A 22,499-nucleotide genomic window follows, 5' to 3' on the forward strand; every position below is an offset into this window, starting at 1 on the left:
GTCACTCTTCATCCGATGCGCGTCTAAGGGATGGGTCCGGCAATATCCGCCACCACGGCAGCAACCAGCGATTCCGCCAGAGGGTCGTTCGCAATCACCCGAGACAATATGACAGCGCCTACCATCTCCGACAGGATTGCTGCGGGATGTCTGCTGCCTGCAGCCCTTGGGCTCGCGGACGACAGTTTCGCAATCTGGTCGAGGTAGTATTGGATCGCCGTAATGAAGACGGCGCGCAGAGCGGGATCATCGCGGCGCGCGGCGTCCGCGGCCAACGCCGGCAGAATGCATCCGGAACCTGGATCGTCGCGATGGGCCGACGATACATAGCTTTCGATCACCGCCCGCAACGGATCTTGAGGCTGCTGTTGAGCCAGCCCATTCTTCAGCAACGCTATCGTGTCCGCCATCGCATGTTCGCTGGCCTTGACCGCCAGGTCGTCCTTTGAAGCGAAGTTGCGATAGAAGCCGCCATGGGTCAGCCCGGCTGCTTTCATGATGTCGGCGACGCCGATGCCGTCGAAACCATGCTCACGCAGCAGGCGCGCCGCGGTCTCGATAATCTGCTCGCGGTTCTCTTGCGCCTTTTCTCGTGACACCCTCATGGTTTGCGGACTTTCTTCTGGCGGTCCCCTACTGGCCGCGGCCGAGCGGTCTCAGATTCGCAAAAACTCCGCTTGACATTATTCATGACGATCGTCATCTATCAGTTAAGATGACGATCGTCATCAAAAAAATGAGACGAGGACCCCTCCCGCCCCGCTGAAGGAGACCTTGTTTCGTCAAGAGGTAAAAAGATGCAGATGAGGAAGGCCAGGGCGCGCCAGAAGACGGCGTTTCTCGCCGGCGCGTCGGGCTGGCATCGGCAAGGCTCCTGCCACCGGGTAGGGACAGGGCACATTCTTGATGTCGGTCCCGGCTTGTTCCGTCCGATACGTCACTCGCCAGCGTAGCCGGCATCGTGGCGCGCGAGCAGGGAGCTGCGCCATCCGACCGAATATCCCTGCATCTTAGGATTTCCGGTCCGAGCCGGACAATGGAGTTAGCGATGACCAGTTATGTCAGTCACAACGGATCGGTCGTGCGCTATGTCGATGCGCCGAATCTTTCGATCAGTGCTGCAGCAACGACTTTTGCCTATCGCGATATCGGTCCCCGCACCGACGTGCCGCTGATCCTTCTCAACCATTGGGGCGCGGTTCTCGACAATTTCGACCCGCGGATTGTCGATGGGCTCGCCACCAGCCATCGTGTGATCGCGACCAATTACCGAGGTATCGGCGTGTCAGGCGGGAAAGCGCCTGTTACCGTTGATGAAATGGCGCGGGATACGATTGCTCTGATCCGTGCGCTAGGCTTCCAAAAGGTCGATCTGCTTGGCTTTTCTCTCGGCGGATTCGTGGCGCAGGATATCACGCTGAAGGCGCCGGACCTGGTGCGAAAACTCATTCTGACCGGCACGGGCCCGGCGGGCGGCACTGGTATCGACAAGGTGGGACCAGTGTCCTGGCCACTGATGATCAAGGGCTTGCTGACACTGCGAGACCCAAAACTCTACCTGTTCTTCACGTCCACAGACAACGGTCGCCGAGCCGCAAAAGCCTTTCTTGAGCGGCTGAAGGAGCGCAAGGCAGACCGGGACAAAGGACCCACACCGGAAGCCTTCTTGCGACAACTCAAGGCGATCAAGCACTGGGGTCTCCAAGCGCCTCAGGATCTCGGAAGCATTCGGATCCCGGTACTGATCGCGAATGGCGACGATGATATCATGGTGCCGACTGCCAACAGCATCGATATGGCGCGCCGTATCTCGGGCGCGCAACTCGTTATCTACGAAGATGCCGGGCATGGCGGGATTTTTCAGTACTACGCCGATTTCGTACCGAAGGCCCTGTCCTTCATCGGCGCTTGATCCCGCCACCGGATTTCAAATCGGAGAAGAAGCAATGAAGGCATTCGTTGTCGACAAATACAAAAAGAAAGGTGCTCTGCGCCTGGCCGACGTGCCAGAACCTGAGTTGCGCGGCGATGATGTCCTCATTCAAATTCATGCAACTGGTGTGAACCTTCTGGACTCCAAGCTCAGGGACGGAGAATTCAAGCTCATACTACCGTATCGTCCGCCTTTCGTTCTGGGGCACGATGTTGCCGGGATTGTCACCAAGGTTGGCAGCAAAGTCAGCCGGTTCAAGCTGGGTGACGAGGTCTATGCACGGCCGCGTGATCATCGGGTCGGAACGTTCGCGGAATTCATTGCCATGAATGAAGCTGACGTGGCGCTAAAGCCCAAGAACATCAGCATGGAAGAAGCCGCCTCCATCCCGCTGGTGGGGCTGACCGCCTGGCAGGCGCTGGTCGAGGTGGCCAAGCTGAAGCCTGGACAGAAGGTCTTCATTCAGGCCGGCTCCGGCGGTGTCGGGACTTTTGCCATACAACTCGCGAAGCATCTCGGGGCGACAGTTGCGACCACGACGAGCACGAGAAACGTCGAGCTGGTCAGAAGCCTCGGTGCGGACGTGGTCATCGACTACAAGACGCAGGATTTCGAGAAGGTCTTGTCGGGCTACGATCTGGTCCTGCACAGCCAGGACGCCAAGACGCTCGAGAAATCCCTGCGCGTGCTCAAGCCCGGTGGCTTCCTCGTTTCGATTTCAGGGCCGCCGGATGCCGATTTCGCCAAGGACCTGGGGTTGAACCTATTCCTGAAACTGGTGATGCGCCTGCTGAGCCGTCGTGCGCGGAAGAAAGCCAAAAGCCTTGGTGTGCGCTATGCGTTCCTGTTCATGCGTGCTCATGGGCAGCAGCTGAGTGAAATCACGTCCCTGATCGGATCCGGCGTGATCCGTCCGGTCGTGGACAAAGTTTTCCCGTTTGAAAAGACCGGGGACGGCCTTGCCTATGTTGAGACCGGGCGCGCCAAGGGCAAGGTTGTCGTTGCAGTGAAACAATAGGTCCCGTAGCGACGCTTCCTGAGTTGCGACGCCACGACGCCAGCCGTCCACCAAACACATTCGAGGAAACAACATGACCCAATCCAACCGCGACACCCAACCTTCCGTACGGGACGTCGCACTCGTTGTCGGCGGCGGTCCGGGCATCAGCTCGAGCTGCGCTCGGTTGTTCGCGGAGAACGGCATGAGTGTCTGCGTCGCAGCCAGGAATCCCGAAAAACCGGTCCTTGGAACCCTGGAGAAGACGCATGGCGTGCGTCGATACGCCTGCGATGCAAGTGAGCCGGGGGCGGTGGCACAGCTGTTCGGGAACGTCGTTCGGGACGCCGGCACGCCAAGGCTCGTCGTTCATAACATCGATGGCCGGGTTCCCGGCATTTTTCGCAAGAACGTTATCGAGGCCGACCCGGTCATGGTGCTCGAGACACTTCGAAACTCAGCGTTCAGCGCCTTTCTGGTCGGTCAACAGGCAGCTCGGCTGATGCTCGGAAACGAACCCGACGCCAACGGCGCGAGAGGAACGATCATCTTCACGAACGCTAGCGCGGCGCTCAAAGGCTTCCCATCAAGTGGCGCGTTTGCAATGGCATGTCATGCCAAGTCCGGACTCGCGCAAAGCATGGCCAGAGAACTGATGCCGCAGGGTATCCACGTAGCGAATGTGCCGATCGACGCCGCGATCGGCTGGACTCAGGAAGATGGGACCCGCGCGCACCGGCTGGCGGGGACGACTGTCGACGACAATATGGCCGACCCTGACCATATCGCGAAAACGTATCTGCAACTGCACCGTCAGCATCGGTCGACCTGGGCGTTCGAGGTCGTGCTGCGGCCATGGGCGGAGAAATGGTGATTATCATTCCAGGAGCGCGATGACGGCTGAGTAATGCTTGCCTTGGCTACGCTTTCACGTGTGAGAGCAAGCGTTTGACCGCTGCGCGTCAGGTGTTGGGTGCTGCAGAGCCGTGCCCTCGATCGAATCTCCGTAGTGTTGCCCCCACTTCCGGAGCGAGAGGAGTATAGGGCTGAGGCTTTGGCCGAAGGGAGAGATTTCATATTCCACCTTCGGCGGAATCTGCGGATACACATGCCGCAGGATGACGCCATCGACCTCCAGTTCGCGCAGCTGAAGGGTCAACATTCTCTGCGTGGCATTGGGGATCGCTCGGGACAGCTCCATGAACCGCTTCTTGCCGGCGAAGAGATGAAACAGGATCAGCGGCTTCCAGAGACCTCCGATCACGGAAAGCGTCACTCCAACTGCGCATCCGCTTTTGGCATCAAACCTCCTGGGGCGCACCGGATTACCTCGCTAAGCCTGACGTGTTTATCGACCCCACAGACGGGCTTGACCAAGTCGACCATATCACATGATGACCGTACTACAATATGCGTTTCAGGCATTCGGTGTGCCAGGGCGAAGGTATTGCTCGCACGAGCAGTCCCTGCGGCGTCCGATACCCTCATAATTGATAGTACCCGCTTTAATTGTGCCTTCTTGAGCCAGGGGAGGCGCGCGCCTAGGTCCGTCGACAGCAAACACGCACCCGAGGATATTGCGATGACGTTCAAGGCGCTGCTGGCAGCAAAGACAGGTGAGAAGATTTCGACCAGCGTGGCCGAAATGAACGAACAGGATCGCGCAGTCGATTCCGTCGGCAGCCATACCTTGGTGAACGTATTGGCGCAGACGCAGTATCGCGGCGTGGTCACGGCCTGCGGCCTGGCTCAAGGCATGGATCTTCCCGGAACGGTCCTGCCGTTCATCTTGCGCAATGCCACTCTTGCCGGGATCGACTCGGTCAATGCCCCGCAGGAGGTGCGGATCGAGGCCTGGTCGCGCCTGGCACGCGATCTCGATCTGGCAAAACTGGCACGGACCACGCAGGTCGTCGGCCTCACAGAGGTCCCCGATGTGGTGCGACGAATGTTCGCCGGCAAAGTCCAAGGCCGCACCGTCGTCGATGTCAATGCGTGATTTCCGCTGTGCCTATCGACGATTGCGCGGCATGGCCCACCTTCTCCAAATGATTTCAATCTCAACGCTATGAGAGTCGCCCGCCAGTGGCAGGCGTAACCGTTCGCACCCAAAGGATATCCAATGAGTTCAGCGCACCTCTTCGCTCCTCTCAAGCTTGGCCGCTACACACTCTCCCATCGTGTGGTGATGGCGCCCCTCACGCGCATGCGTGCGGCGGTCCCCGGCAATTTGCCAACGGAACTCGGAGCTGAGTATTATTCACAGCGCGCGTCGGCTGGCGGTCTGATCGTTACCGAGGCCTCACAGGTCACGCCTTCCGGGCAAGGCTATCCGGCGACGCCCGGCATTCACTCGGCGGAACAGATCGCAGGATGGAAGAAGATCACGAATGCAGTGCACGCCAAGGGCGGCGTCATTTTCATGCAGCTTTGGCACGTCGGTCGCGTGTCCCATACCAGCTTCCAGCCGGACGGCGCGCTGCCGGTGGCTCCATCGGCGATTTCACCTGCCGGAAAGTCGTTCACGCCGTCGTTCCAGATGGTGCCATTCGAGACCCCCCGCGCACTTGAGATCGGAGAGATTCCGGGAATAATCGAGGCTTACCGTGAAGGCGCGCGCAACGCGCTGGCCGCAGGATTTGACGGCGTCGAGCTCCACGGCGCAAACGGCTACCTGATCGAGCAGTTTCTTCACAGTAAGGCCAATCACCGCCGGGACGCTTATGGCGGTTCGGTCGAAAATCGGTCCCGTCTGCTGATGGATGTGATGACCGCGCTGGTCGATGTCTGGGGCGCTGATCGCGTCGGCGTGCGGTTGTCGCCTTTCGGTACATTTAACGACGTCGGTGACGCGGACCCGATCGGACTCTACAGCCATATCCTGAGCCGGCTGGCTCCTCTCAATATCGCGTACGTTCACATGATTGAAGCTCGCGACACCGATGCCGGTGAAGCTGGCGCGCCGCTCGCGATCAATGATTTGCGTCGGTTCTGGTCCGGAACATTGATTCTCGCGGGCGGCTTCATCGGTCCGTCGGCCGATGCTGCGATCCGCGCTGGCCAGGGCGACGCTGTTGCTTTCGGCAGGCACTTCATCGCCAACCCGGATTTGCCGCGCCGTCTCCAACTCGGCGCTGCACTCAATCCCTACAATCGCGCGACGTTCGCAGGTGGCGGCGCGGCCGGTTACACCGACTATCCAGTACTGCAATCGGCTGAAGCGGTGGAGTGAGTCCAACGAAAAGTCGCGCAATTGCCCGAATACGGCGGTCCGGACCGTCAGGCAGGATCAGCAAACCTCAGCGAGCGCCGGACCGCGACTGTGCATGTCAACGAGCACTGCGCTTCCTCACGCCTTATCTGACTGATTTCTCCAACGTCCTGCATCCATAGAATTCCAAATAGGAATTGAAGGAAAAGTGACGGTGGTATCGTCTCGTCTGATAGCAAAGACAATCGTCAAACTTGACAGTTCTATTTTAGAACGATTTACTTGATCTGCTGATGGACTGAAAGGACGGACCTGCCCGTTTGAAGGCGGCCGCGCAGCGCTTCCGAAAAGGAGGCACTAGGGAGGAATGGCATGCGTAGCGTGGACGAGTTCACCGCGGCCGAATTGCTGGACGGCCTGCCTTCCAGAGTGCAGGAGGTGTATGCGCCCTTCGTGCGGGACACCCCGGATCATCCGGCCTTCGTGGAAGGCGGGCGTTCGTGGAGCTACCGGCAGTTTTCGGAAGCCGTCGATGCCGCGGCGAAGGATCTTTCCGACTTGGGGATCAGGCCTGGCGATCGCGTGATAATCGCGAGCGAGAACAGCGTGGCTCTGGGGGCGATGCTGTTCGCTGCGAGCAAGCTCGATGCATGGGGCATCGCGGCGAATCCGCGCCTGTCGGCGAGAGAGATCGATTTGATCGGGACGCACAGCGGCGCCAGGCGTGCGCTGTTCAACTCGGCCCTCTCGAAGGAAGCGGCCGATCACGCCAAACGCGTCGGTGCAAAAATCGGCGCTGTCGGGCAGTTTGGTGGAATCGGCGTCGGTCCTCTCAACGAGGACGCGCAAGCTGAGCCCGTCGAGAAGGATGGCGCCCGCCAGGTCGCGGGCCTTCTCTACACTTCGGGCACCACCGGCGCTCCGAAAGGGGTCATGTTGAGCCATCGCAACCTTCTCGTTACCGGGAGGGTTTCGGGACTGCTTCGCCAAGATCGTCCGACCGACCGCATCTACGGCGTGCTGCCGATGTCCCACATCGTCGGCTATTCGATCCTGCTGATTTCAACGCTGATGCACGGCAGCACCCTGCACGTCGTCGCCAAGGCCGATCCCGCTGCGCTGGCTCATGCCATCGCCGAGGAGGGAATTACCAGCCTGTTCGGTGTGCCGGCCACGTATCAGCGGCTGCTCGAACACAAGGCGGTCAAGGGCATCCAGCGGCTCGAACGGGGCAAGTTGCGGCTCATGAGCGTCGCCGGCGCTCCGCTCGACCTCGATCTCAAGAAGCGCATCGAGGACGAGTTCGGCATCCCGCTCTTGAACAATTATGGCATCACCGAATGTTCGCCGGGCCTCTCGGGCGTCCGATCAGATCATCCTGTTTTCGACGAGTCGGTTGGCCCCTTTCTTCCCGGTATCGAGCACCGGATCGTCGACGGGCAAGGCCGAACGGTGGCGCCCGGCGAAGTGGGCGAACTTCACGTTCGGGGCCCTAACGTGATGCTCGGCTACTATCGCGCTCCGCAGTTGACGGCGGCGGCGATCGATGGCCAGGGATGGTTCAACACAGGGGATCTCGCCCGGGTGAACGGCGAGGGCCATCTCTACATCGCCGGCCGCACCAAAGAACTCATCATCCGCTCCGGCTTCAACGTGTATCCCGCCGAGGTAGAGGCGGTTCTGAATGCGCATGATCAGGTCGTGCAATCGGCCGTGGTGGGACGAACGGTCGATGGCAACGAGGAGGTCGTCGCGTTCGTGCAGCTGCTGCCTGGTGCCCGCGTCAGCACCGAAGATCTGAAGTCGTATGCCGCCCAACAGCTCACGTCATACAAGCGTCCGACCGAGGTGGTCGTCCTCGAGGCTCTGCCTTCGGCCTCCACCGGCAAGATACTCAAACACAAATTGCGCGAGATCGCGGTCGCGCGGGCGAGCGCCAAGACGCCCGATCCGGCGGCTGCTGGCTGACGCATTCCGGGAAAACGCGTTCGACATCGAAATAGAGCCGTTCGAGGAAGAATAGTGAGCGACGCATTCGTCGCCGGAGGGAGCGATCAATGTTCAGGAAGACCATTATGGCAGCCGCGCTTGCGACATCGGTAAGCGGCGCGCCCGTGCGTGCGGAGACCCCCGGGGTTACCGAGTCCGAGGTGAAGATAGGGGCAACCTTTCCGTTCAGTGGCCCCGCTTCGCCGCTCAGTAATACCGGAAAGGGCCTGATTGCATACGTCAGTTCGATAAACGATCGGGGCGGCATCAACGGACGAAAGATAAACCTCATCGCCTACGACGATGCTTACAGTCCGCCCAAGACGGTCGAGCAGACCCGTAAGCTCATCGAAAGCGACGAGGTCGCCTTCCTGTTCGGTCCGCTGGGTACCCCCGGCATCAGTGCCACCATAAAGTACGTCAACGCCAAGAAAGTGCCTCATCTTTTCGTGGTCAGCGGAGTCACCAAGTTCACCAATTTTGCTGAATTTCCCATGACCACGACGGGGTTGCCGAGCTACGATACGGAGGGACGAATCTACGCGAAGTACATCTCTCAGACCCGTCCGGACGCGAAGATAGCGATCCTGTATCAGAACGATGATTTGGGTAAGGACTTCGTCAATGCATTCAAGGGCTACCTGAAGGACGATTTCGACAAGAAAGTCATCGTGTCCTCTTACGAGGTGACCGAGCCGACCATTGATTCCCATGTTGTATCGCTGAAGGCGTCCGGTTCCGAAGCTTTTTTGGTCGCGGGCACGCCAAAATTCGCAGCACAGGCGATCAAGAAAGCCGACGAGATCGGTTGGAAGCCTCTCTTCCTGATCAACTTCGTTTCGAGTTCTGTCTCTTCGACCATTGTCCCGGCGGGGCCAGAGAAGGCCGTCGGCATCGTCGCCGCGACGATCACCAAGGATCCGAATGACAAGAAGTGGGCCGACGACCCGGGCATCAAATGGTACCGTGACCATTTCGCCAAATACCTTCCCGGCGCCGATATCGGCGATGCCAATTATGTATTCGGGACGCAGCAGGGACAGATTCTGGAGCAGTTGCTCAAGCAGTGCGGCAACGATCTCTCGCGCGAGAACATCGTCAAGCAATCGCGGAGCATACTCGGGCTGTCGCTGCCGACGGTGATACCGGGCATTACGATCAACACAGGTCCCGAAAATAGCATGGCGTACACGCAGCTTCAGCTCCAGCGCTGGACCGGAAGCTCGTGGGAGCAGTTCGGGGACGTGCTCACTGCGGCCCAAAAATGAGCTTACCTGTTGAAGGCAGAGTGGACGGCGCGGCTTGCTGAGTTTGCGTCGAACGTTCGTGCGAAATTCTAACTCACGGAGTGCAGATGGTCACCGATGTGCTTTTCCGGCCTTTCAAGCTCAAAGGGCTGAACCTGCCGAATCGGGTCGTGATGGCCCCGATGACGCGGTCGTTCTCTCCCGGTGGAATTCCGACCGAAGACGTCGCGCGGTACTACCGCCGCCGCGCCGAAGGAGCAGTCGGGTTCATCATATCGGAAGGTACGGGCGTGGATCGACCGGCATCCCTGAACGATCCGGACGTTCCCCGGTTTCATGGCGAGAAGGAGCTGGCGGGGTGGCGGAGTGTGGTCGACGAGGTGCACGCCGCGGGCGGCCTGATGGCTCCGCAGCTATGGCATGTCGGAGCCGTTCGCACGCGCGCTCAGAATTGGTCCCCTCCCGGTGCCTACGATAGTCCGTCCGGGCTGTCGCGACCGGAGAAGAAGCTCGGCGAACCGATGAGTGAAGAGGACATCGCAGACGCCATTCGCGCTTTCGCCGATGCAGCGCTTGCGGCGAAGCGCTTGGGATTCGACGCCGTCGAATTGCATGGGGCGCACGGCTATCTGATCGATCAGTTTTTCTGGGAGGGTACCAATCGGCGCGAGGATGCCTATGGAGGCAAGAATCTGCCCGGCCGGGCCCGGTTTGCCGCCGACATCGTCCACGCGGTGCGCAAGTCGGTCGGAACAGATTTTCCGATATTGCTCCGGATCAGCCAATGGAAGCAGCAGGATTACGAAGTAAAGCTGGCCGATACGCCGCGCGCATTGGAAGCCTGGCTCAAACCTCTGGTCGACGCGGGAGTCGACATTCTGCATTGTTCGCAACGCCGGTTCTGGGAGCCGGAGTTCGGTGGCTCCGATCTGAATTTCGCCGGATGGGCCAAGAAGGTGACCGGAGTACCGACGATTTCGGTCGGGTCAGTCGGTCTGACCGGCGAATTCATCGCCGCATACGGCGGAGAAAGCTCCCGTCCGGCGTCGCTCGACGAGTTGATCCGCCGCCTCGAACGCGAGGAGTTTGATCTTGTCGCGGTGGGACGGGCGCTGCTTCAGGACCCGCAGTGGCTGCTGAAGGTACGTGACGGCCGGACGGAAGAGCTGATGGCTTTCGAACGGACCGCGTTCGCGGCGCTGAGCTAAAGCTGCGCGATAAAAGATTTTGAGGCCCCGGCACTCCCCTGAATAGGAGTTATTCAAATCTTTTGTAGCCGTTGTTTCGGCAACTATTCCAAGCTGGTCGGAGAAGAGCGATCGGCGCACGCCAGTCGACGGGAGGAGCCTGCGTGTCGTTGCGCAGTCGCCAGGACGCAATTCGGGAGACGAGCAAATGAACGAGACGAAAACCCAAGTCGGCCAGATTCGGACCGAAGTGCACGGGCATGTCTTCAAGATCGTCATCGACAACATGGCGAAGAAGAACTCCTTCAGTCCGCAGATGATGGCGCAGATGTCGGATGCGATGACGCTTCTGGACCGCACCGAGGACTACTGGGTCGGAGTGCTCTGCGCCGAGGGTCCGGACTTCACAGCGGGCCTTGATATGCCGAAGTTCTTCGGACCCAAGGCCGAGAATACCGAGATCAAGCCCGGCAACATCGATGCGTTCGGGTTGAAAAACCGCTGCCGTAAGCCGATCGTGACAGCAGTGCAGGGGATCTGTTTCACCATCGGTATCGAAATGATGCTGGCTGGCGACATCGTCGTGGCGGCCGACGACGCCCGGTTCTGCCAGATGGAATCCAAGCGCGGGATCGCGCCCCTTGGTGGTGCCCATTTCCGGTATTTGACCCGGGCCGGATGGGGAGATGCGATGTACCACCTGTTTTTGTGCGACGAGTTCAACGCAGCGCGCGCCTACAAGGTCGGATTTGTTCAGGAGGTCGTGGCTCCCGGCCAGCAGATAGGTCGCGCGATGGAGATTGCAAATCTGATCGCCGCGAACGCTCCGATCGGGATTCAGGTGACCAAGGAAGCAGCGCTCAAATACATCGAGGCCGGTGAAAAAGCTGCGATCGATTACATCCCAAAGATCAAGGATCGCGTTTTCAGCAGCGAAGACATGAAAGAAGGCATCCAGTCGTTCGTGGAACGTCGCTCGGCAGTGTTTCGCGGAAAATAGTGATCCCGCGGACCGCGCAGCAGAACCTTGCCCACAAGCTTGAGGATTTGACTATGGGAAGCATCAAGAAGGCATTCGATCTCACCGGCAAAAATGCCCTGATTACAGGCGGCTCCCGTGGCCTTGGGCTGCAGATCGCCGAGGCGCTAGGCGAGCAAGGAGCTCGGGTGTTGATTTCGTCTCGCAAGGCGCCAGACCTTGAAAAGGCCCAGGCGCATCTTGCCGGTCTCGGCATCGATACGGAGTGGATTGCCGCTGACAATTCCAGGGACGAAGACGTCAAGCGGCTTGCCGACGAAGCGATCAAGAAGCTCGGACGGGTGCATATTCTGGTGAACAACGCAGGCGCAACCTGGGGCGCGCCGACCGAGGATCACCCGATCGAAGCATGGGATAAGGTGATGAACCTGAATATCCGCTCGCTGTTCCTGCTCAGCCAACAGGTCGCGAAGCACTCGATGATCCCCAACAAATATGGCCGCATTATCAACCTTGCTTCAATCGCGGGCCTATTCGGAAGTTCCGGGGATATGCAGATGGTCGCCTACAATACGAGCAAGGGCGCAGTGGTTAATTTCACGCGAGCGCTGGCGGGGAGTTGGGGGCGCTACGGAATTACGGCCAATGCTCTGGCGCCCGGCTTTTTCCCGTCGAGGATGACGAAGGGCACGATCGAGGCTGTCGGTGTCGAAAAGCTCGCCGCGGGCGCACCGCTGCGCCGCATCGGCGACGAGGACGATCTGAAAGGCGCTGCGGTTCTCTTCGCCAGCGAGGCCGGCAAGCACATCACCGGCCAGATCCTTGCCGTCGATGGCGGCCTGACCTCGGTGATCTCGGGCTAGGGCACGACCAAGGTCAGCGTCTCGGCTACCAGGGCCGGTGTTTGGCTGTTCTCGATCTCAAGGACCGCGTTGCCCTTGATCAGCAAACGCCCGTTGTCTTTCGGATCAACGCTGGTCATGGAAAGCTGAAGTCGAACGCGACTACCCGATTTTACCGGCGTCAAGAACCTGACCTTATCCAGGCCATAGTTAATGACGGTAGATGCGTCTACCGGAGCGAGCCCCAAGCCCATGCCTAGTGATGCGATCAACGACAGGCTCAGGAAGCCGTGGGCAATGGTGCCCCCGGTGGCACTTTCCTTGCTCGCACGATCTGTGTCAACGTGGATCCATTGTCTATCTCCAGTGCATGCCGCGAACTGGTCGATCATGGACTGGTCGACGGTCACCCAATCCGATCTGCCAAGATCCTGGCCTATGAAATCCCTGATCGCTGCGAGTGTGACCGTTGTCATCGCTGGTGTCCGCTGTTTCGACTATTGAATACCGGGCATATTCCGCGCTGCTGCGAAGAAGGCTATGACAATTTTGTTGAATGGGGACCGCAATACTGAATAACAGCCGCGCTCCCTGGGGTTTTCGCTCGTGTTTCCGGCTCCAGCGGCTCCGCCTGCGCTGGCGGCCAAGCACGCAAGGCGCTGGTGCAAAGGACGAGAGAGCGTGACCGAAGCGAACTGGGATTTGTTTCGCTTGTTTTCCGTGGTGGCGAGGACCGGAAGCGTCAATCGTGCCGCGCACGAGCTGGGTATGAGCCAGCCGACGTTGAGCAGGCGTCTTAAGGAGCTGGAGCGCTACGTGGCGGCGCCGTTGTTCTTTCGCGCGCCGTCTGGCGTAAAGCTCACGCAGGAAGGCGAAGACCTGCAACGCTCGGCCGGCGATATGATGCTCGCATTCGAGTCGTTTCAACGCGATCTGCGCTCGCGGGTCGGACAGAGATCGTCCGTGGTCAGGATATCGGCAACTGAAGGAATGACCAAGCACTGGCTTCTGCCTCGCGTTAAGGAACTCCGGCGTCGCAATAGCCGGATCTATCTGGAAATCGTTTCTACGGTGAACCAGCAAAGCGTGGCAACGAGCGACTTGGATTACGTCATCCGGATGGGAGACCCCGGCGAGGACGACCTCATTGGAAAGCGCGTTGCCGACGTTCCGATGGGGATATTCGCTTCCGAGCAGTACCTCGCCGGACGCTCCGCGCCACGGTCATTGCCTGACCTGAAGGATCACGACATCATCGGCCATACGGCCGATTTTGTCTCGTTCCGCAATGTCCGGCCCAATCAGAGGCACCTTTTGGAGTATTTCTCGGAAGCGGCCGGCATCCGCAGCGTTGTTCGAGTCAATCCGGTAGCTAACCACTTTGCCGCCGCCGGTTGCGGGCTCGGGCTTGCACTTCTTGCTGTACCGTTCGCGCAGGCCGAGGGCCTGGTCCAGGTATTGCCGCAAGAGACTGTTACGATGAACGTATGGCTGCTCCGCAGGCGCGAGAGCGACCTGAGAAAATTGACTCGAGAGGTCCGGCGATTTCTGGAAGCAGAATTCGCCGCTTCCAGGGAATGGCTCGCAGTCACCCCCCGAAATTCGAGAGCGACCAAGCGCAAGCCTTGAGGGCGTTTCAAGTGTTCCGATCGCTCGTGTTCAAGTACGTCGCAGTAAGATGCATGAGCGTGCAGGGGTCATTCTGCGCTGAATAACGGTAGTTCAGAATTTAGATACGCGCGGAGCACCTCGGCGGCCATCCTGTTCCAAAAATAGTAATGGGGAGGGATGAATGACTGAATCGGAAGGCTCCTTGCCGTCAACGCCGATCCAGACGATCGCGGAAATTCCGCGACGTTACGCGGCGAGTACTCCGGACGCGATCGCACTGAGCTTCGAAGGGCGCGAGACAAATTATCGAGCCCTGGACGAATTATCCAACCAGGTCGCCAACGGCCTCGTGGCGACAGGCGTGCGACCGGCGAGCCGTATTGCCATTCTCGACAGGAATTCGGATATCTTTTTTCAAGTGCTGCTTGGAGCGGCCAAGGCCCGCGCCGTCCTGGTTCCCATCAATGCAAGGCTGGCACCTCCCGAGATCGTTTTCGCGGTCAACGATGCCAAAACCGAGATTCTCTTCGTCGGTGAATCGTTCGAAAAACTCATCACTGAAATCCAGGACCAGCTGGACACTGTTCACCAAATAATTGTGCTCGACTCGCGTTACCTGAAGTGGCGTGATGTCAACCCCCTGACTGAGCCGAGCCTGCCGGTCAGCCCGGATGACATTTGCCTGCAGTTATACACCAGTGGCACGACCGGCTATCCGAAGGGTGTGCAGCTCTCTCACGCAAATTTTCCTCTACAAGCGGTTAACGACTGGAAGGCGTGGTTGTCCGACGATGTCATGCTGCTCGCAATGCCGTTGTTCCACATCGCCGGGGTTGGTACCGGCGTGTTGGGTCTGGTCGCCGGCCTCAAGACCATTGTGCTTCGCGAGTTCGTTCCATCGGTGGCGCTCGAAACGATACAGCGAGATCGGGCCACGGTCACGTTCCTCGTTCCGGCGATGTTATTGGCTATGCTGGCCGAACGTAACGTCGAGAAATTCGATCTCTCCTCGCTGAGGCAAATTCTTTACGGGGCGTCGCCGATACCGCTCGAACTTCTCAGAAAGTCGCTCCGCGTGTTCAGGCATACGGTTTTTTTCCAGGTCTACGGTCTTACCGAAACGACCGGCGTCATCACCGTTTTGGGAGACGCAGACCACGCCGCTGGCGATGGCGAACTCTTGAGGTCGTGTGGCCGCCCCATCGAAGGCGTCGAACTGCGGATCATCGATGCTTTGGGAAAATCGCTGCCGGCCCGACAGGTGGGTGAGGTCGTATGCCGCTCATCGCAAAATATGAAGGGATACTGGAATCGGACAGACGACACCGCGAGGACTCTCAGGAACGGATGGCTGCATACTGGTGATGCCGGATTTCTGGATGAAAACGGCTATTTGTATATCCATGATCGGTTGAAAGACATGATCGTTTCCGGCGGAGAAAACGTCTACCCCGCCGAAATCGAAAGTGCCCTGTACGGGCACGCGGATATCGCCGATGTTGCCGTCATCGGTGTGCCTGACGACCGGTGGGGTGAAGCGGTCAAGGCTCTCATCGTCTTGAAGCCGGATCGTTCGCCGGATCCGGCGGGCATACTGCATTTCGCGCGGGAAAGGCTGGCAGGGTTCAAGATCCCGAAGTCGATCGAATTCGTGGACGAGCTTCCCCGCAATCCATCCGGGAAGATACTGAAGCGATTACTGCGCGAACGCTATTGGGAAGGATATGAACGGAAGGTCAATTGAGGCGGGCCGCTGGAGTATTTGTCGGACATCGCAATCCCGATTGCCGCGGCGGCGCAGACTGCAGACAAGCCGCCGACCCCGAGCCTGCAGTCGGGGGAATCCGCCACGCAAACTGCAGAGCTTCTGAAACCAGAGCAGCTTGGAGCTGTGGTCGCACCGATTGCGCTCTATCCGGATGCTCCTGAGGACGTCTTTTCTGTCGGTCGTTCACGCGCAATTGAGCCGTGGCACCATCTACGCCGAAGCTTGACCAGGTATCGTTCTCGTCGGATTAGGCTTGACCGGCATTGCTCTTCCTCTTCAGTCGGAGTTTCCATTTCGATTGACGCGAAGCGCGTTCCCGCGTTTCATCGAGAGGTTCACTAGGAACACCGATGAAACGGGCAGTCCGAACGGTTAAATAGAAATCTATTTAGCCCACGCGTGCAATCTTCGAGCTCTGGGGGTAACTGTTGCTGCTCCAGTCGGCTGACAAGGAAGGATAAGCTTCTGGAAAATCAAGACCATCGCTTTTCTGTGGCACCCAAGCGAGAGTCCAAGTTTTTCAGCCGGTTAGAACGCGTCGTGTGCAGGACGTGTGCACCGGGAGATCAAGAAACATCTTGTGATGGCCAATGTGAGCAAGCCGTTTGAAGTGGGACGGGAGCGCGCAGGTCGAATAAGGCAGGTCGCTTACGTGCTCGGCTTAGGGCAGAAAATCCAAGCTGGGCCTTGTCGCCTTCGGTCGTTCAATTCGATCCGCTCGCGCCGTGCGGGCGCACCAAATTGTCGGTCCAGGCGTCGGCAATGTGGGGCAGGGAGAGAGTTGGCTTTTGCTCGAGGAGGAGTTCAAGCACCCGCGGCGGAGTCAATGGCAGCTCCTGGATCGGCTTTCCGGTTGCGTTGGCAATGGCACAAGCGACGGCGGCTGCGACATTCAGGATCGGAACTTCGCCGGCGCCCTTCGTCCCGAGCGGACCGATCGACGGCGCACCTTCGTACAGGTTGATCTCGACCGGCACGACATCGAGGGCCAGCGGCACGCGGTAGGTCTCGAAGCCGTTTTGACGGACGCGGCCATTGCTGCCGATCGTGACTTCCTCGTGCAAGGCGTAACCCAATCCCTGAACCACGCCGCCCTGGATCTGACCGTGGACCGCGCGCGGGTTTAGCGCGCGGCCAACGTCCTGGACGACGCGATAGTTCAACACCTCGACGTGTCCTGTCTCAGTGTCGACGGCGACCTCGCAATCATGGACGGCGAAGACGGGGATATCGATCGCGTCGATGAAATGGCCGGCGACGCAGCCGGGCATCGCAGGCACACCGGCTCCTGTGAAGGCGCCGGTGCCGGAGATCGGGCCGATCTGGGCCTGGGCCCGGGCCGCAACTTCGGAGATCAGGCGGCCGGAGCCGGGCGCTCCGGCAATTTCAATTCGGCCGGAGCGCATGACCAGATCCTCGGGCGCGGCCTCGATCATCTCGGAGGCGACCTTCAGCAGTTTCGTGCGCACCTCTTGCGCCGCCGACAAGCTGGCTGCACCGAGCGAGACAGTGGTTCGGCCGCCTCCGACCCCGACATCGTAGCCGGCGGCATCCGTATCGGCTGAGCGGACGATCACGTCGTCAGGATTGAGGCCGAGCGTGCCGGCCACGATCTGGGGCAGTGCTTGCATCATGGAGCCTGACCCGATCTCGACTCCCGACGTCACCAGGGTAGCTGTACCATCGGCATTCATGTTCACAGTCGCGGCCGAAGGGCCGACAAAGACGAACCATGTGCCGACAACGGTCGCGCGCCCATAGAGCCGGCCGTCGGCACGCTCGGGCGTTGCAGCGGCATCCCGCATTGTATCCATCCGGTCGAGCATCGGGCCAAGCACGTCGCCCTCGAAGGTCTGGCCGGTGGCGCCGAGATCGTTGTCGCCAAGCACGTTGCGGCGGCGGAAGGCGAGGGGATCCATGCCGATCCGCGCCGCGATTTCGTCGGTATGCCGCTCCAGCGCGAAAGTATTGTAGACGCCGTTGCATGCGCGGAAAGCGCCGTTCGGGGCGGTGTTGGTGTAGACTGCGCGCGAGACAAGCCGCACCGCGCCGAGGGAATAGTTTCCGCCGAGCGTGTGAGCTGTCATCGTGGTCAGGAAAATCTGTTCGCCGCCATACGCGCCACAATCCATCAGGACAACGGCTTCACGTCCGGCGATCTCGCCATCGCGCGTCACGGCCGAGCGCATGCGGATTTCGGCGTTTTCGCGAAACAGACAGGTGAGCATCTCTTCCTCGCGCTCGGTGCGCGGCATGGTGCGGATATCGCAGCCCTGGGCGAGCGCCGCCGGCATCAGGCACGATGGGGTCGATGAAGTCGACTGTCTCCCATTCGCCATCGGCCCAAGGAAGAAATCGGCATTCGCGGCAAGAACGGCGATGGTGGCCATCGTGCGGATGGCTGGATTGGCGGAGCGGAAGCGCGCCGGCACCCATCGAAAGTCCGTTCAGCATAAACTTCGCACCGGAGACGCAGCGGGGTTGGCCCGGTCCCTAAACCCGATCCGGTCCGGCGCCGAGTACATCCAGAGCCTCAGAGGTCGCAAGCTGAAGATCTTTCTGATGGGCGAACTGGTCGAGGAGCCGGTCGACCATCCCATCATCAGGCCTTCGATCAACGCCGTCGCGAAGACCTACGATCTCGCCGACGAGGATCCAGGACTGGCTTCCGCCGTCTCGCCGCTCACTGGGGCTCGCGTGAACCGCTTCCTCCACATCTCTGCGAGCCCCGGCGACCTCGTCATGCAGAACAAGATGCAGCGCCGTCTCGGGCAGTTGACGGGCACCTGCTTCCAGCGCTGCGTCGGGATGGATGCGCTCAATTCGCTGCATTCGGTGACGTACGACCTGGACCAGAAGTACCGAACCAACTACCACGCGCGGTTCAAGCACTTTCTCGCCCGCATGCAGGGTGCAAACATGGTCATCGGTGGCGCGATGACCGACGTGAAGGGCGATCGCGGCAGATCGCCATCGCAGCAGGCCGACCCGGACCTGTTCCTCCACGTCGTGCGCCGCACTTCCGAAGGCGTCTATGTCAGCGGAGCGAAGGCGCACCAGACCGGCTGCCTAAACTCGCACTGGCTGATCGTGATGCCGACGATGAGGTTGGAAGCCGCTGACAAGGATTATGCCATCGTCGGTGCGATTCCAGTCGATGCCGAGGGGATCACCTACATCTACGGCCGGCAATCCTGCGACACCCGCAGCGCTGAAGAAGGTGACATCGATGCCGGCAACGCGCAGTTCTCGGGCCAGGAAGCGATGATCGTCTTCGAGGACGTCTTCATTCCGAGCGAGCTCATCTTTCTCGACGGAGAGTCCGAATTCGCCGCCACACTCGTCGAACGGTTCACCTGCTATCATCGACGCAGCTACGTCTGCAAGACGGGCGTCGGCGACGTGCTGATCGGCGCGGCGGCGACCATCGCGGACTACAACGGCGTCGAGCGCGTCTCGCACGTTCGCGACAAGCTCGTCGAGATGACTCACCTGAACGAGACGATCTACGGGACCGGTGTCGCCGCGAGCCATCAGGGAACCGCCATGAAGTCTGGTGCGTACCTTCCAGACGAGATGCTCGCGAACGTGTGCAAGCACCATGTCACGCGCTTTCCCTACGAAATCGGCCGCCTGGCGCAGATCTCGCGGGCGGGTTGATGGTCACTTTGCCGTCGGAGCGTGAACTGCGGCACGAAACGATAGGCCCTTTGATCGAAAAGTATCTGAAGGGACGTGCGGAGGTTTCGACCGAGGACAGGATCCGGATCCTGCGACTGGTGGAGAACATGACGCTCGGCAGGAATGCCGTCGGTTACTGACGGAATCCATGCACGGCGCCGGATCTCCGCAGGCGCAACGGATCCAGATCGCCCGCTCGATGCAGATCGAATTCAAGAAGGAGTTGGCGAAGGTCCTGGCCGGCGTCGCAGGCGCTTCCCTCGAGCGGATATCGGACGACGTGTCCACGTACATGGCCCGCGTGTTCTCTCCGGTCCGTATTTGAATCTCGAAACCTGTTCTGGACGGAGAGACCAATGGCGATGACGATGACCGGAGAGATCCAGCTCGCTGCGCCCCGGGAGGCCGTGTGGGCCAAGCTCAATGATCCGGCCGTGCTCAAGGCCTGCATTCCCGGCTGCGAGAAACTCGAGACGACCGAAGACCAAGGTTTTCGTGCCGTCGCGAAGATGAAGGTAGGTCCTGTGTCCGCGCGATTCCGAGGCAAGGTTACCCTGAGTGATCTCGATCCCCCGAACGGGTACAAGATCTCGGGCGAGGGCGAGGGTGGTGTGGCGGGCTTCGCGAGAGGCGGTGCCAAGGTCGATCTCGTCGAATGCGAGGGCGGTACGCTCCTGAGCTATCACGTCGATGCCCAGATAGGCGGAAAGCTCGCGCAGTTGGGACAGCGCCTCATCAACGGGGCGGCCAAGAAGATGGCGGACGAGTTCTTCGCCAATTTCGCGCGGGCGCTTTAGCGGAAACGCCAAACAGCGGATCGCCGCTCGCAGGTTTCCATGCTCTATCGCCGCCGAAACTACGACGGCACGTAATCCATCCTAGGCGTGATCAAGGCGGCACGTTACTTTGCGGTCGAGGCAAACGGGATTGGTAAAGACGGCCCGAACCAGCGCGGTACTGCATGAGCTCATTCGGTACTGTAATGCTGTACCGGAGAAGGCGCGTCGTTATCGAGGGACAACAGGCGATCAACTTAAGAACTTGAAATGAAAGGAAAATACCCCAAGAGTCCGACTTGAATTTCTGTCGGCCCAAAACTCAGCTATTCCGGATCAGACGATAAAGCGAAATAACATCAATATGTTATCGCATCGATTTTGCGTTGCACCCATGATGGACTGGACCGACTGCGCGGAAAAAGCAAAGCCCAATCAGAACTTAAGCATGGTCGCCGTGAACCATGCTGTACCAAATGCAGTACTGACCATTTTCAAATAGCCAGTTGGCGAGCAATTTCGGGTTGCCGCTTTCGTTTGGTGGTTGCCTCGTAGCGCAGCGTATTGCGCCAATCTACGCAACGGACCTCTTCGAACGAATGGGCCGCTCTTTGGTCTTAGAAAGGTCCAGCGCAATTCAGGAGCAAGATCATCACGAATCCCCGTCGAATGGCTGCTCATGGCGCAGAGGAGCCGTTCGTAAAGGTGCCAAAAGGCGACGAAAGGGGGCTCCGCCATGGCTATGCTTTTGTCGCAGACGGGGTGAGGTCAAGATCCAAGAAGACCTGGTCGCGCAACGTTATCCCAACGGCCATGACTGCTTCCGGATATCCATTCGACGGCGCAAATGCATCGCACACGATTCTGGACATGCGAAAACCCAGGCGTTGGACCCCTGTCGGCTCACTATGCATGCTGCCGGAACAATGCGCTGAGTGCTTTGGAGGGCAACCGGTCAGGCCGGTTGCTCGTTGCAGCTGTTTTCGGGCATGATGCATGTGGGAATCGCATGGAATATCGGTCCGTTCGATAACGGCATCAAAGGCCGAATGTTTTGAGGCTGCAGGTGCCTGGCCAGTCTGTTGATCGAAACAAGACTGCTGATCGAATGCCTGCCTGCGATGCGCTCCCGGCAAGTGAAGTGCTTTCGCGTGCGGCTTGCGAAGCTGCACCCAGTCTCGATTGGGCCCACGCCGCGGCGCTCGCCTTGCTCCAGCAGCCGGTGGAAGCTGCCATCTCCTCCATCATGAAGACAGTCGGCGAGGCGGCTGCGGCCGACCGCGCCTGGATGTTCGAGTACGACGACGCGCCGCTGCGTTTCCGCAACACCCATGAGTGGAGCCGTCCTGGTACGCCGTCCTTTGTGGAGGATCTGCAGGATGCGCCGGTGACGATAATCGGCTGGCTGCAGCAGTTTCTGGTTGCGAACAAGGTCGTGATGATCAACCGGGCTGACGCGTTGCCGGCAAAGGCCAAGACGTTGCGAGCCGAGTTGCTGCGCCAGGACGATAAGAGCGTGCTTTGTGTGCTGATGTTTCATGCCGGCCGCCTGCGCGCGTGCATCGGCTTCGATACGGTGCGGGTGACGCACCGCTGGTCCGAGTCGGAAATGAAAGGCCTGTTTCATTGCGCAGACCTGATCGCGGCGGCGCGCTATGGTCATGGCTCCGCCGATGCCGCCCTTCAGCAGAAGCAGGGCCGCTTCTCCGCGCTTGTCTATTTGCGCAAGCTGGGCGGTGTTCGCGGGACTGCACTGGAAACGATCGTCGGCCTGCGGTCGTCCGGTGACTACACCGAAGTCTGGCTTGCGGATGGGTCGACCATGCTGGACCAGCGTCCGCTGGTGCAATGGATGGCGCTGACGCCGCGGGCATCGTTTCTGCGCATCCACCGCTCGGCAATCGTCAACCAGAAATACGTTTGTGATCTCGAGCGCCGCGCCAGCGGCGCCTGGCAGTTGCGGTTGCGCAACTTGGCCGGCAACTGGCCCGTGTCGCGTTCCGGTCGCGCGGAATTGCGCGTGCGCCTCGGCATCTGATCGTCAGGACGTCGAGCGGTTCGTCTGCGTGCCCATTGTCGCCGGCGCTCACAAGTTAACAACTCCTTACCAAACGACGTTGCCGTGGCCGCGCGATGACGTTGATCGGACGCACATGTCGATTCGGCGATCTACCGTTGCCGTGGACTCGCGGAGGATTCATCCTTCCGGCTCGATCGTGAAAGATACGTTCACACAGCGGCAAGACGTTTACGATAACACTTTTACTTCAAGGCTTTC

18 protein-coding genes and 1 pseudogene are annotated in these 22,499 nt (G+C 59.7%); 15 read left to right on the top strand and 4 right to left on the bottom strand.

The window, feature by feature from the left end; all coding sequences use genetic code 11:
- Positions 1-23 precede the first annotated feature (23 nt).
- The gene (locus IVA82_RS11145; RefSeq protein WP_247391407.1) at positions 24-599 is read right to left on the bottom strand and encodes a TetR/AcrR family transcriptional regulator; all 576 of its coding nucleotides are present in this window, start codon (positions 597-599) and stop codon (positions 24-26) included.
- A 449-nt stretch (positions 600-1,048) separates the two neighbouring features.
- Between IVA82_RS11145 and IVA82_RS11150 the strand changes: the two genes are divergently transcribed.
- The 3 genes from IVA82_RS11150 (at position 1,049) to IVA82_RS11160 (ending at position 3,804) form a co-directional block, all read left to right on the top strand.
- Positions 1,049-1,912, top strand: a complete 864-nt coding sequence (locus IVA82_RS11150; protein ID WP_247391409.1) for an alpha/beta hydrolase — start codon at positions 1,049-1,051, stop codon at positions 1,910-1,912.
- Between the two features lie 34 nt (positions 1,913-1,946).
- Complete coding sequence (locus tag IVA82_RS11155) at positions 1,947-2,951, top strand: NADP-dependent oxidoreductase (RefSeq protein WP_247391412.1); 1,005 nt, start codon at positions 1,947-1,949, stop codon at positions 2,949-2,951.
- A gap of 73 nt (positions 2,952-3,024) precedes the next feature.
- On the top strand, positions 3,025-3,804 hold the full coding sequence (locus tag IVA82_RS11160; protein ID WP_247391414.1) for an SDR family oxidoreductase: 780 nt from the start codon (positions 3,025-3,027) through the stop codon (positions 3,802-3,804).
- A 54-nt stretch (positions 3,805-3,858) separates the two neighbouring features.
- On the opposite strand, the gene IVA82_RS11165 is transcribed toward IVA82_RS11160, so the two are convergent.
- Positions 3,859-4,206, bottom strand: a complete 348-nt coding sequence (locus IVA82_RS11165; protein WP_346658823.1) for a winged helix-turn-helix transcriptional regulator — start codon at positions 4,204-4,206, stop codon at positions 3,859-3,861.
- A 306-nt stretch (positions 4,207-4,512) separates the two neighbouring features.
- Between IVA82_RS11165 and IVA82_RS11170 the strand changes: the two genes are divergently transcribed.
- The 7 genes from IVA82_RS11170 (at position 4,513) to IVA82_RS11200 (ending at position 12,406) form a co-directional block, all read left to right on the top strand.
- Positions 4,513-4,929 carry a hypothetical protein gene (locus IVA82_RS11170; protein WP_276578103.1) on the top strand — a complete coding sequence of 139 codons (417 nt, stop codon included), beginning with the start codon at positions 4,513-4,515 and terminating at the stop codon, positions 4,927-4,929.
- A 123-nt stretch (positions 4,930-5,052) separates the two neighbouring features.
- Positions 5,053-6,162 carry an alkene reductase gene (locus tag IVA82_RS11175; RefSeq protein WP_247391417.1) on the top strand — a complete coding sequence of 370 codons (1,110 nt, stop codon included), beginning with the start codon at positions 5,053-5,055 and terminating at the stop codon, positions 6,160-6,162.
- Positions 6,163-6,513: 351 nt separating this feature from the next.
- On the top strand, positions 6,514-8,109 hold the full coding sequence (locus IVA82_RS11180) for an AMP-binding protein (protein ID WP_247391419.1): 1,596 nt from the start codon (positions 6,514-6,516) through the stop codon (positions 8,107-8,109).
- 89 nt (positions 8,110-8,198) lie between these two features.
- A complete protein-coding gene (locus IVA82_RS11185; RefSeq protein ID WP_247391421.1) occupies positions 8,199-9,398 on the top strand; it encodes an ABC transporter substrate-binding protein in 1,200 nt (399 codons plus the stop codon).
- A gap of 86 nt (positions 9,399-9,484) precedes the next feature.
- The gene (locus tag IVA82_RS11190; protein ID WP_247391497.1) at positions 9,485-10,585 is read left to right on the top strand and encodes an NADH:flavin oxidoreductase; all 1,101 of its coding nucleotides are present in this window, start codon (positions 9,485-9,487) and stop codon (positions 10,583-10,585) included.
- Between the two features lie 187 nt (positions 10,586-10,772).
- Positions 10,773-11,564, top strand: a complete 792-nt coding sequence (locus IVA82_RS11195) for a crotonase/enoyl-CoA hydratase family protein (protein ID WP_247391423.1) — start codon at positions 10,773-10,775, stop codon at positions 11,562-11,564.
- A 53-nt stretch (positions 11,565-11,617) separates the two neighbouring features.
- Complete coding sequence (locus tag IVA82_RS11200; RefSeq protein WP_247391425.1) at positions 11,618-12,406, top strand: SDR family oxidoreductase; 789 nt, start codon at positions 11,618-11,620, stop codon at positions 12,404-12,406.
- Here the strand turns inward: IVA82_RS11200 and IVA82_RS11205 are convergent.
- The gene (locus tag IVA82_RS11205; RefSeq protein ID WP_247391426.1) at positions 12,403-12,861 is read right to left on the bottom strand and encodes a MaoC family dehydratase; all 459 of its coding nucleotides are present in this window, start codon (positions 12,859-12,861) and stop codon (positions 12,403-12,405) included. The two genes, IVA82_RS11200 and IVA82_RS11205, sit on opposite strands and share 4 nt — an antisense overlap.
- Before the next feature lie 205 nt (positions 12,862-13,066).
- Between IVA82_RS11205 and IVA82_RS11210 the strand changes: the two genes are divergently transcribed.
- Both IVA82_RS11210 and IVA82_RS11215 read left to right on the top strand, forming a co-directional pair.
- On the top strand, positions 13,067-14,014 hold the full coding sequence (locus tag IVA82_RS11210) for a LysR family transcriptional regulator (RefSeq protein WP_247391428.1): 948 nt from the start codon (positions 13,067-13,069) through the stop codon (positions 14,012-14,014).
- A gap of 163 nt (positions 14,015-14,177) precedes the next feature.
- Positions 14,178-15,740, top strand: a complete 1,563-nt coding sequence (locus tag IVA82_RS11215; protein WP_247391430.1) for a fatty acid--CoA ligase — start codon at positions 14,178-14,180, stop codon at positions 15,738-15,740.
- Positions 15,741-16,468: 728 nt separating this feature from the next.
- On the opposite strand, the gene IVA82_RS11225 is transcribed toward IVA82_RS11215, so the two are convergent.
- On the bottom strand, positions 16,469-18,154 hold the full coding sequence (locus tag IVA82_RS11225; protein ID WP_249815215.1) for a molybdopterin cofactor-binding domain-containing protein: 1,686 nt from the start codon (positions 18,152-18,154) through the stop codon (positions 16,469-16,471).
- Between the two features lie 7 nt (positions 18,155-18,161).
- Between IVA82_RS11225 and IVA82_RS11230 the strand changes: the two are divergent.
- The 3 genes and pseudogenes from IVA82_RS11230 (at position 18,162) to IVA82_RS11240 (ending at position 22,259) form a co-directional block, all read left to right on the top strand.
- Positions 18,162-19,770 (top strand): annotated as a pseudogene (locus IVA82_RS11230) (4-hydroxyphenylacetate 3-hydroxylase N-terminal domain-containing protein).
- A 31-nt stretch (positions 19,771-19,801) separates the two neighbouring features.
- On the top strand, positions 19,802-20,242 hold the full coding sequence (locus IVA82_RS11235; protein WP_247391434.1) for a carbon monoxide dehydrogenase subunit G: 441 nt from the start codon (positions 19,802-19,804) through the stop codon (positions 20,240-20,242).
- A 1,186-nt stretch (positions 20,243-21,428) separates the two neighbouring features.
- Positions 21,429-22,259 (top strand): LytTR family DNA-binding domain-containing protein, encoded by an 831-nt coding sequence (locus IVA82_RS11240; protein ID WP_247391435.1) that lies wholly within the window; start codon positions 21,429-21,431, stop codon positions 22,257-22,259.
- Positions 22,260-22,499: the final 240 nt, after the last annotated feature.

Origin of the sequence: Bradyrhizobium sp. 142 (assembly GCF_023074015.1) — a bacterium.
GTDB lineage: Bacteria > Pseudomonadota > Alphaproteobacteria > Rhizobiales > Xanthobacteraceae > Bradyrhizobium.

Coding starts and splice junctions, on each gene's coding strand:
- IVA82_RS11185 (WP_247391421.1), top strand. CDS start 8,199: ATGTTCAGGAAGACCATTATGGCAGCCGCGCTTGCGACATCGGTAAGC.
- IVA82_RS11205 (WP_247391426.1), bottom strand. CDS start 12,861: ATGACAACGGTCACACTCGCAGCGATCAGGGATTTCATAGGCCAGGAT.
- IVA82_RS11175 (WP_247391417.1), top strand. CDS start 5,053: ATGAGTTCAGCGCACCTCTTCGCTCCTCTCAAGCTTGGCCGCTACACA.
- IVA82_RS11190 (WP_247391497.1), top strand. CDS start 9,485: ATGGTCACCGATGTGCTTTTCCGGCCTTTCAAGCTCAAAGGGCTGAAC.
- IVA82_RS11200 (WP_247391425.1), top strand. CDS start 11,618: ATGGGAAGCATCAAGAAGGCATTCGATCTCACCGGCAAAAATGCCCTG.
- IVA82_RS11150 (WP_247391409.1), top strand. CDS start 1,049: ATGACCAGTTATGTCAGTCACAACGGATCGGTCGTGCGCTATGTCGAT.
- IVA82_RS11235 (WP_247391434.1), top strand. CDS start 19,802: ATGGCGATGACGATGACCGGAGAGATCCAGCTCGCTGCGCCCCGGGAG.
- IVA82_RS11160 (WP_247391414.1), top strand. CDS start 3,025: ATGACCCAATCCAACCGCGACACCCAACCTTCCGTACGGGACGTCGCA.
- IVA82_RS11180 (WP_247391419.1), top strand. CDS start 6,514: ATGCGTAGCGTGGACGAGTTCACCGCGGCCGAATTGCTGGACGGCCTG.
- IVA82_RS11225 (WP_249815215.1), bottom strand. CDS start 18,154: ATGGCCACCATCGCCGTTCTTGCCGCGAATGCCGATTTCTTCCTTGGG.
- IVA82_RS11155 (WP_247391412.1), top strand. CDS start 1,947: ATGAAGGCATTCGTTGTCGACAAATACAAAAAGAAAGGTGCTCTGCGC.
- IVA82_RS11170 (WP_276578103.1), top strand. CDS start 4,513: ATGACGTTCAAGGCGCTGCTGGCAGCAAAGACAGGTGAGAAGATTTCG.
- IVA82_RS11195 (WP_247391423.1), top strand. CDS start 10,773: ATGAACGAGACGAAAACCCAAGTCGGCCAGATTCGGACCGAAGTGCAC.
- IVA82_RS11215 (WP_247391430.1), top strand. CDS start 14,178: ATGACTGAATCGGAAGGCTCCTTGCCGTCAACGCCGATCCAGACGATC.